Annotated in this window: 16 protein-coding genes; 10 read left to right on the top strand and 6 right to left on the bottom strand. The window is 69.1% G+C overall.

From position 1 onward, the window contains the following. Positions 1-59: 59 nt before the first annotated feature. On the bottom strand, positions 60-989 hold the full coding sequence (locus tag ACFYO1_RS43610; protein WP_387245563.1) for a LysR family transcriptional regulator: 930 nt from the start codon (positions 987-989) through the stop codon (positions 60-62). A gap of 145 nt (positions 990-1,134) precedes the next feature. Here ACFYO1_RS43610 and ACFYO1_RS43605 point away from each other — a divergent pair, with 145 nt between their 5' ends. From ACFYO1_RS43605 to ACFYO1_RS43560, 10 genes are all read left to right on the top strand, one after another. Next, the gene (locus ACFYO1_RS43605; RefSeq protein ID WP_387245560.1) at positions 1,135-2,082 is read left to right on the top strand and encodes an EamA family transporter; all 948 of its coding nucleotides are present in this window, start codon (positions 1,135-1,137) and stop codon (positions 2,080-2,082) included. A gap of 265 nt (positions 2,083-2,347) precedes the next feature. Next, on the top strand, positions 2,348-4,123 hold the full coding sequence (locus ACFYO1_RS43600) for an FAD-dependent oxidoreductase (RefSeq protein ID WP_387245557.1): 1,776 nt from the start codon (positions 2,348-2,350) through the stop codon (positions 4,121-4,123). A 35-nt stretch (positions 4,124-4,158) separates the two neighbouring features. Beyond that, positions 4,159-4,809, top strand: a complete 651-nt coding sequence (locus ACFYO1_RS43595) for a pyridoxamine 5'-phosphate oxidase family protein (protein ID WP_387245554.1) — start codon at positions 4,159-4,161, stop codon at positions 4,807-4,809. Between the two features lie 69 nt (positions 4,810-4,878). Beyond that, entirely contained in the window at positions 4,879-6,114 is a 1,236-nt protein-coding gene (locus ACFYO1_RS43590) for a MurT ligase domain-containing protein (RefSeq protein WP_387245551.1), read from the top strand. Beyond that, positions 6,111-6,821, top strand: coding sequence for a type 1 glutamine amidotransferase (locus ACFYO1_RS43585; RefSeq protein ID WP_387245548.1), 711 nt, complete (start codon positions 6,111-6,113; stop codon positions 6,819-6,821). The genes ACFYO1_RS43590 and ACFYO1_RS43585 overlap by 4 nt, the downstream gene beginning before the upstream one ends. Positions 6,822-6,933: 112 nt before the next feature. Next, positions 6,934-7,650: a DUF2637 domain-containing protein gene (locus ACFYO1_RS43580; RefSeq protein ID WP_387245545.1), complete on the top strand. Its 717-nt coding sequence runs from the start codon at positions 6,934-6,936 to the stop codon at positions 7,648-7,650. Between the two features lie 65 nt (positions 7,651-7,715). Then, positions 7,716-8,168: a hypothetical protein gene (locus tag ACFYO1_RS43575; protein ID WP_375908098.1), complete on the top strand. Its 453-nt coding sequence runs from the start codon at positions 7,716-7,718 to the stop codon at positions 8,166-8,168. Positions 8,169-8,315: 147 nt separating this feature from the next. Then, positions 8,316-9,203: an ABC transporter permease gene (locus ACFYO1_RS43570; protein WP_387245542.1), complete on the top strand. Its 888-nt coding sequence runs from the start codon at positions 8,316-8,318 to the stop codon at positions 9,201-9,203. Next, complete coding sequence (locus ACFYO1_RS43565) at positions 9,200-10,267, top strand: ABC transporter substrate-binding protein (RefSeq protein WP_387245539.1); 1,068 nt, start codon at positions 9,200-9,202, stop codon at positions 10,265-10,267. The genes ACFYO1_RS43570 and ACFYO1_RS43565 overlap by 4 nt, the downstream gene beginning before the upstream one ends. Further along, positions 10,264-11,040: an ABC transporter ATP-binding protein gene (locus tag ACFYO1_RS43560; RefSeq protein ID WP_387245536.1), complete on the top strand. Its 777-nt coding sequence runs from the start codon at positions 10,264-10,266 to the stop codon at positions 11,038-11,040. The genes ACFYO1_RS43565 and ACFYO1_RS43560 overlap by 4 nt, the downstream gene beginning before the upstream one ends. A gap of 6 nt (positions 11,041-11,046) precedes the next feature. On the opposite strand, the gene ACFYO1_RS43555 is transcribed toward ACFYO1_RS43560, so the two are convergent. The 5 genes from ACFYO1_RS43555 to ACFYO1_RS43535 are packed head-to-tail and all read right to left on the bottom strand — an operon-like array spanning position 11,047 to position 16,701. Further along, a complete protein-coding gene (locus ACFYO1_RS43555; protein WP_387245533.1) occupies positions 11,047-11,421 on the bottom strand; it encodes a type II toxin-antitoxin system VapC family toxin in 375 nt (124 codons plus the stop codon). Continuing rightward, on the bottom strand, positions 11,418-11,675 hold the full coding sequence (locus ACFYO1_RS43550; protein WP_387245530.1) for a type II toxin-antitoxin system Phd/YefM family antitoxin: 258 nt from the start codon (positions 11,673-11,675) through the stop codon (positions 11,418-11,420). Before ACFYO1_RS43550 ends, ACFYO1_RS43555 begins: the two co-directional genes overlap by 4 nt. 15 nt (positions 11,676-11,690) lie before the next feature. After that, on the bottom strand, positions 11,691-12,779 hold the full coding sequence (locus ACFYO1_RS43545; protein WP_387245527.1) for a putative zinc-binding metallopeptidase: 1,089 nt from the start codon (positions 12,777-12,779) through the stop codon (positions 11,691-11,693). A 5-nt stretch (positions 12,780-12,784) separates the two neighbouring features. Beyond that, positions 12,785-13,699 carry a transglutaminase N-terminal domain-containing protein gene (locus ACFYO1_RS43540; protein ID WP_387245525.1) on the bottom strand — a complete coding sequence of 305 codons (915 nt, stop codon included), beginning with the start codon at positions 13,697-13,699 and terminating at the stop codon, positions 12,785-12,787. Further along, the gene (locus ACFYO1_RS43535) at positions 13,696-16,701 is read right to left on the bottom strand and encodes a circularly permuted type 2 ATP-grasp protein (protein WP_387245680.1); all 3,006 of its coding nucleotides are present in this window, start codon (positions 16,699-16,701) and stop codon (positions 13,696-13,698) included. The genes ACFYO1_RS43540 and ACFYO1_RS43535 overlap by 4 nt, the downstream gene beginning before the upstream one ends. Positions 16,702-16,705: the final 4 nt, after the last annotated feature.

The following is a 16,705-nucleotide window of genomic DNA, read 5'->3' as shown; positions in this document are numbered from 1 at the left end:
CCATTTCGATCACCCCGCAACCCGCTGTGGAAAGCCGACAACTCGACGCGACGCCGAAATCACTTCTCCCGCTGCCCCGTAGACCGCGGCCCGGACTCCGCGACCACGCTCGCCGCGGCATCGTGGAAGGCGGCCAGCACCGCGGCGATGGCCGGGCTGCGTTCGGCCCGGGGGCGGGTGGCCAGTTCGAACATGCGGGCCGCGCGGACTCCGGTGAGGCGCAGCAGCGACAGGTCCGGGTGCGACACCGAGTAGCGCGGCATCAACGAGACGCCGTACCCGCTGATCACCAACGCCTCGATGACGCGGAAGTCGTTCAGCCGCTGGGCTATTCGCGGCTGCACACCGGTCTGGGTGGCGATCGAGCGGAGCACGTCGTCGATCGGATAGCCGCCGCGCACGCTCAGCCAGGTCTCGTCGGCCAGTTCCCCGGGGATCACCGAGGCGTGGCCGGCCAGCCGATGGAACGGCGCCACCACCACATCGATGGGTTCGCGCATGAGCAGTCGGACCGCGATCCGCGGGTCGGCGATCGGCGCCGCGCGCTCGTCGCGATGGGTGAGCACCACATCGAAATCGGCCAGCAGCCGGGTGACCTCGGACGGCGGCAGGTCCACATCGCTCGCGACGAGGTCCACCCCACTACCCGCCAGCGCGGACAGCACCAGCGGCAGCAGCAGCGAGCCGGCCGAGGGAAACAGCGCGACCCGGACCCGGCCACGCGGGGAGCCGCGATAGTTGGCCATCTCCGCGACCGCGCGATCCATCGCCGCGAGCACCTCGTCCGCGCGCACCACCAGCGCCCGGCCCGCATCGGTCAGGCGGACGCGGCGGCCGTCGGGTTCGAGCAGCGCGACACCCGCCTCCTTGGCCAGCACCTTGAGCTGTTGCGACACCGCGGAGGGGGTCATCGAGAGCGCGCCGGCGACGGCGGCGATGGTGCCGCGATCGGCGAACTCGCGCAGCACCCGCAGGCGCTCGACTGACATCGGCGGCCCAACCGGCCGGTCAACCACGGTTTTGCCCTGGTGACAGACCCGCCTGAGCGTCCTTGTCGATCATGAAGCAAAACTACATCAATAGTCCATATTAATTCGATTGTTCTGATGGTTAGGCCCGCGCACGATTGGTCCCATGACCGCTCGTGATCGCCTGCTCGGACTGACCGTCGTTCTGCTCTGGGGACTGAACTTCCTCGCGCTGCGCGCGGGACTCGACCACTTCCCGCCGTTCTTCTTCGCCGCGCTGCGCTTCGCGGTCATCGCGGTGCCGGTGCTGCTGTTCGTCCCTCGCCCGAAGGTCCGGCTGCGCTGGCTTCTGTTGTACGGCACCGGTTTCGGCATCCTGCAGTTCGCGTTCCTGTTCACCGCGATGCGCGCGGGCATGCCGACCGGGCTGGCCTCGCTGGTGTTGCAGTCGTCCGCGCCGTTCACCGTGCTGCTCGGCGCGTTGTTCCTGCGCGAGCGGATCCGTCCGGTGCAGGTCGCTGGCATCGCGGTGGCGATGACGGGCATGGCGGTGATCGGCTGGGATCGGCTCGAGCACGCCTCGCTGCTGCCGGTGCTGCTCACGCTGGCCGCCGGGCTGGGCTGGGCGTTCGGCAATATCGGTGCGCGGCAGGCCACCGTCGAATCCCCCGGCCTCAACACCATGCACCTGACGCTGTGGATCGCCGTCGTTCCGCCGCTGCCGATGTTCGTGCTGTCCGCGGTGACCGAGGGGCCGACGACCGGTCTGCACGCGATCGCCGATTCCTTCTCCGCGGCGGGCTGGCCCGCGCTCGCGGCGGTGGCCTACACCGCCGTGCTCGCGACGGTCGTCGGCAGCGGCATGTGGACGTACCTGATGAGCCGCTACCCCGCGGGCGTCGTCGCGCCGTTCACGCTGCTCGTACCGGTCGTCGGCATCGCCGCCGCGTGGGCGTTCCTGGACGAGACCCCGACACCGCTGTCGCTCCTCGGCGGCGTGATCGTCATCGCGGGCGCGTTCGCCGCGACCGCGGGCAAGCGCACGAAGGTCGACCCGGCACAGGCCGCGGAACTCGACGCGGCCGCGGGCACCCCGGAACTCGTCAAGGCCTGAACCCCGCGCAGGATGCCGCCCGCGGTCTCGCCCGGGCCGCCGAGCGGGCCGGCGCGGGCGCAGATATTTATGCCTACCAACGGGTTCGGGAAACCGTCGTCACAGGTTCGCCTACGCGATCCCGGATATCGCTATGCTCACATCCGCCGACCGAATCAGCCTTCACCTCGGACCAGGCACAGGGCGGGTACGCCGGTGCGGACCTGCCGCTTTACAGTAGTGACAACATGTAACAAAGGTCCCGAGGCTAGGCACAGAGCGGCGCATGGCAGAACATCGGTGGACCGTATCGCGAAGGACCTTGCTTCGCGGAACGGCTGTGGCGGGGGTAGCGGCAGCGGGGGCACTGACGGCGGGGGCGCTGAGATCCGGGCCTGCCGCGGGTAGTCCGGGCGGCAGGCGGGTCGCGGTACTGGGTGGTGGCGTGGCGGGCCTGACCGCGGCGCACGAACTGATCGAACGTGGCTTCCAGGTAACGATTTTCGAGCGCCGCGCGTGGGGCGGTAAGGCGCGCAGCATGCCGGTGCCCGGCACCGGATCCGCGGGCCGGGCGGACCTGCCCGGCGAGCACGGCTTCCGCTTCTTCCCCGGCTTCTATCAACACGTGCCGGACACCATGCGCCGAATTCCGTTCGCGGGCAACCCGAACGGCGTGTGGAACAACCTGGTGGCGGTGCCGGAGGCCCGCTTCGCCCGGCGCGACGGCGACGACTTCCGGTTGCCGCTCGGCCCGCGCGCCCGTACCGGGTTCACCCCGGACAGCTTCCGCGAGACCCTCGGCGCCACGATCTCCACCACGCTGCACATGCCGGTCAACGAGGGCCTCTACTTCGCCAATCGACTGCTCGTGTTCAACAGCAGTTGCGATGCCCGCAGGCTCGGCCAGTGGGAGCACACGTCCTGGCGTGACTACGTCGGCGGCAACGCCCGCTCGCACGAATTCCGCGCACTCCTGTCCCGCACGCTGACCAGCATCATGGTCGCCGCGAAGGAGGACGTGGCCAGCGTCCGAACCATCGGCAACATGGGCGAGCAGTTCCTCGGCAATCCGGCCGAGATCGGCAACGACGGCGGGCTCGACCGGGTGCTGAACGGGCCGACCAACGCCGTCTGGATCGAGCCGTGGCTGCAGCGGATGCGCGAACTGGGCGTGCGATTCGAGCTCGGCGCCGAGGTGCGCGGGCTCGACGTGCGCGACGGCCGGATCACCGCGGCCCGGATCGCGGACAAGTCCGGCACGGAACGCACCATCGATGCCGACTACTTCGTGGTCGCCATGCCCGCCGAACAGGCGCGTGCCCTGTGGTCGAAGGACGTGCTCGCGGTGCGCCCCGAACTGGCCGCGATGGACCGGCTCTTCTCCGACTGGATGAACGGCCTGCAGTTCTATCTGCGCAGGCCCGCCGACATCTCGCGCGGCCACACCGCCTATATCGACGCGCCATGGGCACTCACCTCGATCAACCAGAACCAGGTCTGGGCGCGGAAATTCACCGACTTCGGCGACGGCTCCGTGCAGGACTGCCTGTCGGTGGACATCTCCGACTGGAACACCCCGGGCATGCTGTACGGCAAGCCCGCCAAGGAGTGCACCCACGACGAGATCGCCCGCGAGGTGTGGGCGCAGATCACGGCGCATCTCAACGACCGCGGTGACGTGCTGCGCGACGCCGACCTGCACTCCTGGCACCTCGATCCCGGCATCTCCTGGCAGGAGGGCTTGCACCGCAACGCCAACGCCGACCCGCTGCTGATCAACACCGCGGGCTCCTGGGAGTTCCGGCCGGAGCCACACGGCGCGCTCGAAAACCTGTTCCTGGCAGGCGATTACGTCCGCACCAATGTCGACCTGGCCACCATGGAAGGCGCGAACGAGTCGGCCAGGGCGGCGGTGAACGCGCTGCTCGACGTGTCCGGCTCGAACGCCGAACGCTGCCGGATGTACACGCTCTACCGCGCGACCGAACTCGAGCCGCTGCGCCGGATGGACGCGGACCGCTACGCCGCCGGCCAGCCCAACCTGTTCGACGTGCAGATCTGATGTGACCGATCTCCCGGCGGCACACCGCGATCCGGATGCTTGAATCGGGTATGCGCGAGTCCACCGAACAGCTCACCGACCCCGTCGAACTGCGAAATCTGCTGGGCGAGGTGGGGTCCCGCGCCGCGAACAAGGAGCGGGTCACGCTGCATCCCCGGGATCGCGACTGGATCGCCGCCACCCCGTTCCTGGTCATGAGCACCAGCGACGCGCAGGGCAACTGCGACGCGTCGCCGAAGGGCGATCCGGCGGGCTTCGTCCGGGTTCTCGACGACCGGACCCTCGCGATTCCCGAGCGGCCCGGCAACCGGCGCGCGGACGGCTACTTCAACATCCTCGCCAACCCGCACATCGGCCTGCTGTTCGTCATCCCCGGCCGCAGCCAGACCCTGCGGATCAACGGGCGCGCCCGGCTGGTGCGCGACGCGCCGTACTTCGACGAGATGGTGGTGCGCGGCCACCGCCCGATCCTCGCCGTCGAGGTGGACATCGAGCAGATCTATTTCCACTGCGCGAAGGCGTTCCTGCGCAGCCATCTGTGGGAACCGGAGCAGTGGCCCGAGGACGGCCTGCCGTCCTGGCCGCGCCTGGTCAAAGAGGTCCAGACCGACACCACCGAAACGCTCGAGGAACTCGAACGCCACTACGCCCCCGCCAACTACAACAGCAAGCTGTACCAGGGCTAGCCGCGCCGGGTGGGCTACGCCACTGGCCCGGACCGCGCCGGTAACCCGGGTCGAACATAGACTCGCGGCGTGGCAGAAATTTCGGTGCGTGGGCGAATCGCCCTGCGGGCCGCGGCGGCAGCGTCGTGGGCCTCGCAGAAGGCGGGACGCGGCAAGGGATCGATGATCGGCGGGCTCATCGCGCTGCAGATCGACAAGACGATCATGGACCAGCTCGGCCGCGGCCGGCGCACGGTGCTGGTCACCGGCACCAACGGCAAGTCGACCACGACCAGGATGACCACCGCGGCGCTCAGCACGCTCGGCGAGGTCGCCACCCAGGCCGACGGCGCGAACATGGACGCGGGCATCGTGGCCGCGCTCAGCGCCCATCGCGGCGTCGAGCTGGCCGCCATCGAGGTGGACGAGCTGCACCTGCCGCACGTCACCGACGCGCTGAACCCCGCCGCGGTCGTGCTGCTCAATCTGAGCCGCGATCAGCTGGACCGGGTCGGCGAGATCAACATGATCGAGCGCAAGCTGCGGGCCGGCCTCGCCCGCCACCCCGACACCGTGGTGATCGCCAACTGCGACGACGTGCTGGTCACCTCGATCGCCTACGACCACCCGAACGTGGTGTGGGTGGCCGCGGGCAGCGGCTGGTCGATGGACGCGACCAGTTGCCCGCGCAGCGGCGAACCGGTCCTGTGGGAGGGCGAGCACTGGCGGAGCACCGGGGCGGATTTCGAACGGCCGGAACCGGATTGGTGGCTGGACGGCGATGATCTGATCGGTCCGGGCAAGCAACGGTTCCCGCTGACCCTGGCGCTGCCCGGCCGGGCCAACCGCGGCAATGCCGCGCAGGCGGTCGCCGCGGCGATCGCGCTCGGCGCCGATCCGGCGGCCGCGGTGGCCGCGACCGGCACCGTGCGCGAGATCGCCGGCCGCTACCGCACCGTGCAGGTCGGCGAGCACGACGCCCGGCTGCTGCTGGCGAAGAACCCGGCGGGCTGGCAGGAAGCGCTGTCCATGATCGAGCCGAGTTCGGCCGGGCTGGTGATCGCGGTGAACGGGCAGGTACCCGACGGCGAGGACCTGTCCTGGCTGTGGGACGTGCGGTTCGAGCACTTCGAGGGCGTCCAGGTGGTCGCCTCCGGCGAGCGGGCCACCGACCTCGCCGTGCGCCTCACCTACGCGGGCGTCGAGCACACCACGGTGCCGAATCCGTTGCGCGCCATCGCCTCCTGCCCGGCGGGGCACGTCGAGGTGCTGGCAAACTACACCGCATTCCGGGATCTCAACCGCGACCTCGAGGCGAAGTCATGACTGAATCGACCGTGCGCATCGGTCTGGTGCTGCCCGACGTGATGGGCACCTACGGCGACGGCGGCAACGCGCTGGTGCTGCGGCAGCGGCTGCGGCTGCGCGGCTACGCCGCCGAGGTCGTCGAGATCACCCTGGCCGACCCGGTTCCCGACTCGCTGGACATCTATACCCTTGGCGGCGCGGAGGATTCGGCGCAGCGCCTGGCCACCCGGCACCTGCAGCGCTACCCCGGCCTGCAACAGGCGGCCGCGAACGGCACTCCGGTGCTGGCCATCTGCGCCGCCATCCAGGTGCTCGGCCAGTGGTACGAGACGTCGTCGGGCGAGCGGGTGGACGGCGTGGGCATGATCGACGTGACCACCTCTCCGCAGCCCAAGCGCGCGATCGGCGAGGTGACCACCGCGCCCCTGCTGTCCGGGCTGAGCGCGGCGCTGACCGGATTCGAAAACCACCGGGGCGGCACGAAACTCGGCGGCGACGCGACCGGGCTGGCCAAGGTCACCCGCGGCGTCGGCAACGGGGTAGGCGACGGCCTCGAGGGTGTGGTGCAGGGCTCGGTGATCGGCACCTACATGCACGGTCCCGCGCTGGCCCGCAATCCGGAACTGGCCGATCTGCTGCTCATGCGGGCGCTCGGCGTCACCGAATTGGCGCCGCTGCCGATGCCGGAGGTCGAGCAACTTCGCCGTGAACGGCTGCGCGCCTAGGAACTCCGGCACCAGATAACACAATGCGAGGTCGCGACCTCGCCAATCCATAAACGCGACTCGGCCGATAGGCTCCGATGCGCTGAGCTATCGACGCGCTACGCTCCCCGCTATGACGACGATCACGCCGGGGTTGCCTGCCGAATCAATGGCGCAGCCGGTCATGCCACGCCGTCCCCCGATATGGACTCGCTGGCGCAGCATCGTGCGGCCGCGTCCGTTGTATCTGTCGCTGATCGTTTCCTCGGTGGTCGCGCTCAAGGCATTCGAGATGTCTTTTGCCGCGCTGCACCATCTGGCCGTGCGCAATCTGGTGGAAGCCGATCTCGCGTCCAATGTGCCGATCGCCATCGACGGCTTGGTCGTCGGTTCCATCGTCGCCACCGCCTCATTCCCGAAACGCAGCGCCGGCTGGTGGTATGCCACCGGGCTTTTCGTGCTTTCCACGCTGGTATCGGTGGCCGGGAATATCGAATACGCACGCGAGATCGGCGGCGGCCCGGTGTCATTGATCATCTATGCCGGAATGCCGCTGACGCTGCTGTTCGCGGTGCATCTCACGTTGATCCTGCTGGGCCGCAGCACCGCCGCGCGCCAGCTCCCGGACACGCTCGCCTCGGAAATCGATCACTACGTGACCGCCGAGGAACTGCCGGAGCAGGTGACATCGCCGCAGCTCAACGGACATCCTCAGGTCAATGGCCAGACACCGGCGAACGGGCACGAGACCGCGAAGCCCGCGGCGGGCCCCTTCGCCGCAGGCCCGAATACCCCCATGCGCTTCAACACTTTCGACGCCGAGGGCCGAAAGCTGGTCAACCACCGATAATCCCGCGGCGACGTCCAGGTAGTTAGTAACTCACCCACGCTCGACTACTTCGATGGAGAAAACGCATGTCTCTCACAGTCTGGCAAGACCAGGACGTCGATCAATTCCGTGAAGTAGCGAGCAGACTCGCCTCGGTGATCCAGAGCAGCGTGGACCGATCGGGTGCGCTGAGCCAGCTCACCGAATCGGTGGAAAGCGGGGACGCGTTCACCGACCTGTTGATCGAATTCGCCGGGCGCTGGTTCCACGAAACCGGCGGGCAATCGGTATTGATCGGGCCGGAATTATTCTGGCTGCTGTCCGAGCCGAACCTGCGTAAAGGCATCAGCAGCGCGCTGCGCGGTCCGGAAACCGCGCCCGATCTCGAGTACTCGGTCAGCCGGCGCAGCCGGAAACTGTTGCTGATCTGTGTTTTCGAGACATTGGCGCAGAACCAGTGGTTGGCGGGCAACATCGGCGAGCACGTGGGGATGAACGGCGTCAACGGCATGAACGGCAGCGTCAACGGAATAGCGTGATCGGCCCGCCCGCCAATTAAGTTCACGGCGTTTCTAACTCTCCCCTCGACCCCTTCGGCGCGGATAGCGTCGAGGTTTGCCGAGTTTTGAGGAGAGTGCCGTGTCCGACGTGGGCCCGCATCGGCGTGGATTGTCACCGAGCGCCGCATGACCGCTGTCACCACGCCGGACACGCCGACGGTGGACGTGGCCGCGCCTGCGGTCGTGCCGCGACGTCCTCGGGCCTACCGTCGTCTGCTCGGTCCGGCGCTGACCCGGCTCGGCGCGCTGGTGCTCGTGCTCGGGGTATGGACCGTGGTCACCGCCGCCGGCCTGGTCGATCCGCTGTATCTGCCGTCCCCGCACGCGGTGTGGGATGCGTTCGTGCGGGCCAACTCTCGCCATCAGATCGCGGCGGGCGTGGATCGCACGGTGATCGGTGAGCAGAACTATTACCTGTGGGAGCATCTGCTGGCCAGCCTGCAGCGGATCGCCGCCGGGGTCGGCCTCGCGGTCGTGGCCGGCCCGCTGATCGGCTTCGGGATGGGCATGCTCACCCCGGTGCGACTGGTCACCGAGCCGATCCTGAACTTCCTGCGGTCGCTGCCGCCGCTCGGCTATATCGGCCTGCTGATCGTGTGGTTCGGCATCGGCGACATGTCGAAGATCTGGTTGCTGTTCCTGGCCGCCTTCCCGCCGATCGCCGTCGCCACGCTGAGCGGCGTCACCGGGGTCAAACAGGACTATCTCAATGCCGCCCGCTCGCTGGGCGCCGGTCGCGCCCAGGTGATTTCGCGGGTGGTGCTGCCCGCGACGCTGCCCGAGGTGATCGGCGGCATCCGGATCGCCACCGCGTTCGCCTGGACCACCGTGGTGGCCGCCGAGCTGAACAACGGCATCCCCGGCATCGGCGGCCTCGCGTATATCTCCGGCACACAGCTGAATACGCCGCTGACCATCGCCTGCATCATCGTGATCGGCTGCGCCGCGCTCGTGCTCGACTCGGTCATCAAATTCCTTGGTGCCAAAGCAGTTCCGTGGAAAGGCAAGGTATGAAATCCGCACTCCGCCGGGCGGTCACCGCCGGTCTGGCCGTCGCCGCCGTGGTCGCGACGACCGCAGGATGCGTCGAGTCCGGTCGCGGCGACACCGCGGCCGCAGGGGCGCAGACAGCGTGCCCCTTCGCGGCGGATCCGAGCGTGACCGCGACCGCGCGGATCGGGTTCCAGGCCATCCCCAATGCCGACCTGCTGGTGAAGGATCGCGGACTACTCGCCGCCTGCCTGCCGAACGCGAAGGTCACCTGGAGCCAGTTCTCCTCGGGCGCCGACGTGGTCCAGGCGTTCGGCGCGGGCAGCCTCGACATCGGCACCATGGGATCGAGCCCGGCGACCAAGGCGCTGTCCGCGCCGCTGAATCTGCCGGTCCGGGTGCTGTGGATCCACGACGTGATCGGCAAGTCGGAATCGCTGATCGCCAAGGACAACTCGATCACCTCGCTGGCCGGGTTGCGCGGCAAGCGCGTCGCGACACCGTTCGGCAGCACCGCGCATTACAGCCTGCTCGCCGCGCTCGGCAAGGCCGGCCTGGCCGCCGACGTGCAGTTGATCAACATGACGCCGGACGCGATTCCCGGCGCCTGGACCGGCGGCCAGATCGACGCGGCCTGGGTGTGGGACCCGACCCTGTCGAAGCTCGCCGAATCCGGCGGCCACGTCGTCACCTCCAGCGCCGACACCGCCGCCGCGGGCGCGCCGACCTTCGACCTGGCCGTCGCGAGCAAGAAGTTCCTGGACGAGAACCCGCGCTTCGCGGTGGTGTGGGCGAAGTTGCAGGACTACGCGGTGACGCAGCTGCGGACCAAGCCCGACGAGGCGGCTGTCTCGATCGGCGCGCAGCTCGGCATCGAGCCGAAGCTGGTCGGGCCGCAGCTGGCCGGATACACCTACCTCGGTGCGGCCGAGCAGGCCGATGCGAAGTACCTGGGCGGCGGTTTCGGCGCCGATCTGCACAAGACGGCCGAATTCCTGTTGAGCCAGGGCGGAATCGGCGCGGTCGGCGACGAATCCGCTTACCGCACCGGCATTTACGGCGATGCGGCCAAGGGCGCGAGCTCGTGACCGAGCTCGTCCGGCTCATCGGAGTGAGCAAGAGCTACCCCGGTGCCGACGGCCCGACGCAGGTGCTCGCGCCGACCGACCTGTCCATCGACAGCGGCGAGTTCGTCTGCGTGGTAGGTCCTTCCGGCTGCGGCAAGTCGACCTTGCTGAGCCTGCTGGCCGGTTTCCTGGAACCGACCGAGGGCACGGTCCAGGTCGGCGGCCGCCCGATCACCGGACCCGATCCCGAGCGCGGGGTCGTCTTCCAGCAACCCAGCCTCTACCCCTGGCTGTCCGTGCGGCAGAACGTCGAGTTTGGCCCCAAAGTCCGTGGCGTGCCGCGTGATCGGCGCAGTGCCGACGCCGACCGCATGCTCACCCTCGTCGGCCTCGACCACCTCGGCAATCGCCGCCCCTACGAACTCTCCGGCGGCCAGCAGCAGCGCGCTCAAATAGCCCGCGTGCTGGTCAACGATCCCCAGATCATCCTGATGGACGAACCGTTCGGCGCCTTGGACGCCCTCACCCGGGAAAACCTTCAGGGCGAACTGCGAACCCTCTGGCGCGACCGGAAAAAGACGGTCCTGTTCGTCACCCACAGCATCGACGAGGCCCTGCTGCTGGGCACCCGTGTGCTGGTCATGGGCACCCGCCCCGGTCGCGTCATCTACGACGAGCCGACCACGTTCAAATCCTTGCTCCCGGACGCCTCTTTCACCACCCTGCGGGCCCACCCCGATTTCCTCCACCAGCGCGACGAGGTATCCGCCCACATCTACGCCGCGCACGCCTGACGCGCCTCACACGGGGAGAACGGCAACGTCGTACTGCCGGCACCACGGGTCGCGGGTGACCAGCGTGAGGTCCTCGAATTGCGCCTGCGCCACCAGCATTCGGTCGAACGGGTCCCGGTGGATCATGGGCAGCCGACCGGCCGCGGCCGCGTGGTCGAGGCCGATCGGGAGCGGGATGAATCCGCCGTTGCCGATGTAGTCCGCCAGCCCGACCGGTCCCTGCAGCTTGCCGAGGGCCTGTTTGATGGCGACCTCCCAGATCGTGGCCGCACTCACCAGGATGTCCGGGTCGTGGGTGATCCGTTCCTTCATCGCGTCGGCGAGGGTCGGATCGTCGGTGAGCCACCACAGCACCACATGGGTGTCAAGCAGCAGCCTCACGGCACCATCCCGAAGTCGCCGGCGATCTGGGCGTTGGTCTCCTCGGAGTCCCAGTCGGGGGCGAGGACCAGCCGCCCGCTCAGCGAGCCGCGACCGCCCCGGTTCGCGCTGCGGCTCAGCGGAACCACTTTGGCGACCGGCTGGCCGGCCCGGCTGATGATAATCTCCTCGCCGCGTTCGACCCGCTCGATGATGCGCGACAGGTTGGTTTTCGCCTCGTGAATATTGAACTGCCCAGCCGCTTCGCCCGCCATGACCCACCTCCTTAGCTAAGAGGTTAGTCCACCGTCGTCGATCGCGCCACCGCCCTCGGCCGGTCCCGGTCGGCGTGGAGTGGCGCAGAGATCGTGGACCAGGCGCATCTTGTCGAGGACGGGGTCGGGCAGGACGAAGGGGTAGAGGTCGGGATGACCCATGGAGCGGTTGACCATATTGAGCGACCAGGCCAGGGGCAGCCAGAGGTCGATGATCTTGTCGAAGCCGGCGCGGCCGACCTGGGGCCGGTCGAGGGAGGCGCCGGCGGGGGCGAGGCCGAAGGCGGCGGCGGTGTCCAGGGTGTCACGGATGTGCAGGTAGTGGGCGAAGGTTTCGGCCCAGTCCTCGGCGGCGTGCATGGTGGCGTAGGAGGAGACGTAGTCCGATTCCCAGCCGGCGGGGGCGCCGTCGGCGTAGTGGCGGTTCAGCGCCGCCTGGTAGTCGGCGTCGGGGTCGCCGAAGAGGGCGCGAAAGCGTTGCGCGGCTTCGTCGGTGGCGACCAGGATCATGTAGTAGTAATGACCGATCTCGTGGCGGAAGTGGCCGAGCAGGGTGCGGTAGGGCTCGTCCATCTCGATGCGCAGCTGTTCGCGGTGCGGGTCGTTGGCCTCGGCCAGGTCGAGGGTGATCACGCCGTTCTTATGGCCGGTGACGACGGTGCCGCCGACGCTGGTGAGCAGGTCGAAGGCGAGGCCGCGATCCGGATCCCGGTCGCGGCCGACGATCGGCAGGCCGAGCTCGGTCAGCTCGACGATCAGCCTGCGCTTGGCCGCTTCGGCTTCGGCGAAGGCGGCCAGGCCCGCGGGGTCGAGGTCGTTGGGGCGGGTCCGGGTGAGCCGGCAGGATTCGCACAGCACGGGCTCGGGCGCATCCGCGCCGGGTTCGGGCACGGCGACGAGCCAATTGCACTGCGCCACATGCAGGTTGTCGCAGAGCCGGAACCGGCCCGCGTCCACCACCCCGGTCATCGGCTGGTCCGCCGAGCCGATCACCAGCAGGGCGATATCGGCGAGGCTGAAACCCAGTGGGCTGGAACAGGACAGGCACACCGAGTTCTCGAAGGCCAACTGCTGGCCGCAGTTGGGGCAGGCGAAATCGCGCACGCGGGTTACACCTCCACCGGTGAGACATCGACCGAGACGGTAATCGTGCTCTCCTTGGCGTCGGTATAGATGATGCCGCGCAGCGGCGGCACGTCGGCATAGTCCCGGCCCCAGGCCACGGTGACATAGCGCTCGTCGCCGAATTGATCGTTGGTCGGGTCGAAGTCGATCCAGTGACCGGTGCGGTCGTGCTCGTCGGCATCCGGCACCCACACCGCCGACCAGGCGTGCGTGGCGTCGGCGCCGACCATGCGTTCCTTGCCGGGCGGCGGGTCGGTGGCCAGATAGCCGGACACGTAACGGGCGGCCAAGCCGTGGGATCGCAAGCAGGCCACGCCGATTCGGGCGAAGTCCTGGCAGACCCCGGCCCGGGCGGCGAACACGTCGGCGACCTTGGTGGACACGGTGGTCGAGCCGGACCGGTAGGTGAAGTCGGTGTGGATGCGGGTGTTCAGTTCGGCCAGCGCGTCGATGAGCGGCCGGCCGGGGGTCAGCGACTCGGCCGCGTACGCCCGGACCTCGGGGGTGATCTCGGGTGGTTGCAGATCGAGGGTGAACTCCACGGCGAGCGGGCCGGTCGCGCCGCTCGGGCGGGCGTGCTCCCACGCCTGGGCCGCCGGTCCGTTCGCGGCGCGGTCGGGACGGTCGACCTCGACCAGGGATTCGCCGGTGACCACCAGGGTCCGATGCTCGGCGGTGACGTGGAAGTAGGAGGTGGTGTTGCCGTACACGTCCGGGCCGACCGACTGATCCGACGGCACCGGATCGATCGAGAGGTCGTGCGAAAGCAGGCGCTGCCCGGGGAATTCGCGCGGGGTGAGGTACGCACGCCCATAAGAGCTGGTGACCTCGTCGGAATAGCAGTACGTGGTGCGGTGGGCCACCCGATAGCGCCGGGCCGTCCCGTTGCGGCCGCTCATCCGACCACCCGGGTGCTGCCCCACAGCGGCTGGAAGCCGGCGGGCAGCGACAGCCTCGAGGTTTCGAACGACTCGGACAGCTTGCGCAGCCGCAGGTGCACACCCTCCAGCAATTCGAGCAGTTCGATGCGCGTGCCTTCGTCGTCGGTGACGTCGAGATCGTCCGGGTCGACGCGACGCAGCATCCGTTGCGCGTCGGCCAGCAAGCGTTGCGGCCGTGACGATCCCGAGGCGCCGGGCAGCGCCTGCAGGTCCGCGTCGAGGCGATCGAGCTGGTAGGCCAGCGATCGCGGATTGGCGGTGTCGAAGAGCAGTAGGCCGGCGACCGCGGAGATGCGCACCGAATCGCCGTGCCGCCGACGGTAACTCACCTGCGACTCGGTGGCGCGCAGCACCGACTCGGTGACCACCCGCCCGGCTTCGTCCGGATAGGTCTGGGTCAACGCCGCCGACATCAGCGCGGTCAGCGCCAGTCCGCGCTCGATGCGTTTGCCGATATCCATGACGTACCAACCGGAGTCGCGCACCAGCGATTCGGCGCCGATGCCGGACAGCGACAGCAGCGCCGCCAAGGTCAGCGAATGCACCGCCGACAGCGCGGATTCCTGGTCTTCGTGCGTGTCGCGGTACTCGGCGAGCGCGCGGTCGACGGCGCTCAGGATCATCCAGGTATCGGCGGAGAGCTGATCGCGCACGGCGCGGGCGGCGTTCTCGTAGCGATCGATCGCGAAGGCCAGCGAGCCGGGCAGGTCGCGGTCGATGGTCAACGCCGCCAAGTATTCGTAGCCCTCCCTGGACGCACCGGCCACCGGCGTCCATCCCGGTCCGGGCGGCGCGACGCCTTGCTCCTCGGCCGCGCTCGCCGCAGCGACCATCGCCCGGTGCAGCACGCCTGGTCGGATGGTCACGTTCATTTCCTCGGCAATACCCGAGCCCGCGTCGTCCACACCCGCCCAATCGGAGTCGGCCCCAACCGACCTCGAGGGTGCACCCATCGACTGCTGCTGACTCGAACCAGCCTGTGCCGCTGCCGAAGTCCCGGATTCGCTCGACTGCGATGTCGACTGGCCGGCTCTGGTGGCCGGCCCGTCCGTTGCGGCGGCCGAACTATCCACAGGCATACGGCGGGTGACTTCGTGATCTGTGGAATCCTGCTCTGCCGCAGCATCATCGACGCCGAACAATACGGCGACCGGAGCGATGGTCGCGGTGGCACGGCCCAACGCCGCCATCAAGACCGGCACCGCCTCGGCGCCTTCCAGCCACGGCCGATAGCGATAGTCCTGATAACGCGCGTGCGTAGCGATGAGCAACCGCGCCGCGGATTCCGCCCGCTCGCTGTAGCGTCCCATCCAGAACAGATCGTTGAGCACACGCGGCGAACTGATCGCCGCGACGACCGGGGCCGCCCGCCGTTCGCGCTCCTCGTGCGGCGCCTCGGTGCCCACCGCGGGTACCGTCGCCGGCGCCGCCCGCACCCAAATGTCCTTGGCCGCAACCTTGATCACCGCCCGCTCGGGCATCGTGCGCTGATGCAGCTGACCGAGCCCACCCGCCATCGCGGTGTACCCGCTGCGCCGCGCCATCGAGAACAGCCGCATGCCGACCGGAGCCGGCGCCAGCCCGCCATACCCTTCGACCGCGGGCGCCACCGAGAACTGCGCGGGTTCCTGCCCGACCCACTGCCAGCCGCTTTCCTCGATCCGGGCGCGCAGATCGGCGCGCTGCCGGATCGACAACTCGGGACCGAAGAGCGTGGCGCCGTCGACCGCGGACCGAATGATCAACCGGTGCAGGTTCTTCGTCAGATGAGCGCGTTCCTTCTCGTCCCCGCCCCAATAGGTCGGCGCGCTCTCCAGCAGCAAATCCTCCCCGAGCAGCGCGCGGGACAGGCGCGGCAGGAAACCGGTCAGCGCCGGGTTCTCCAGCAGCCCACTGCCCAGCGTATTGACCACGGTGACCGCGCCCCTGCGCAACACCTCCACCAGCCCGACCACGCCGAGCCGCGAATCCGGCCGCAGGTCGAGCGGATCGGAGAACTCGGCATCCACCCGGCGCAGCACCACGTCCACCCGGCGCAGCGTGCCGAGCGAGCGCATCCACAGCGCGGCGTCGCGTACCACCAGATCCGCGCTCTCCACCAGCGGGAAGCCGAGCATGGACGCGAGATTGGCCTGATCGAACGCGGTCTCCGAATGCACGCCGGGACTCAGCACCACGACGAACGGATCGTCGGACTCACCCTCCTGCGCCGACTCGATCAGCATCAACCGCATCGCCCGGGCGAACGGGGTGAGCGGGCGCGGATTGGAATGCTCGAACGCCTCCGGGATCGCCGTGGACACCACCCGCCGGTCGGCCAGCGCGTACCCGGCGCCGGAGGGCGCCTGCGCCCAATCGGCGGTCACCCGGAACTCACCGTCGCTCCACCGGCTGATATCGCAACCGTGCAGGAACAGCTGATGCCGGCCCGGCACCGTAATGCCGTGCGCGGCACGGACATAGCCGCGGTAACCGAAGATCACCTCGGGCGGCAGCAGCCCGCTGGTGAGCGTGCGCCGCGGGCCGTAGACATCGGTGAGCACCTCGTCGAGCACCCGCGAGCGCTGCACCAGACCGGCCTCCAGCCGGGTCCAGTCGTCCGCGGAGATGAGCAGGGGGATCGGATCGAGCCGCCACGGCGTGGTCACCGCCTGCTCGCCCGCCCCGGTGACCTCGGTGTAGGTGATGCCGTCGTCCTCGATCAGCCGGCGCACCCGGCTGTCGAGCCGGCCGAGTCCGGCGGTGCCCAGTTCGACGAAATCGGCGGACAGCTCCGACCACATCCGGCGCACCTTGCCGCCCGCGTCGACCAGTTCGTCGTAGTAGCCCACGGTCGGCCTGCCGCATTCGTCGTAGGGCGCCGTCTCCACGCCGCCGGTCCGGTAGCGGGCGAACTGCTCGGCCACCTGCTCGCGCACGCCGGGCGCCGCCGTCGTCTCCCGCAGTGCGTCCTCGCGCATCGTC

Origin of the sequence: Nocardia sp. NPDC006044, assembly GCF_042871115.1 — a bacterium.
GTDB lineage: Bacteria > Actinomycetota > Actinomycetes > Mycobacteriales > Mycobacteriaceae > Nocardia.
Note: the sequence above shows the minus strand (reverse complement) of the source record. Positions and strands in the feature narration are given on the sequence as shown.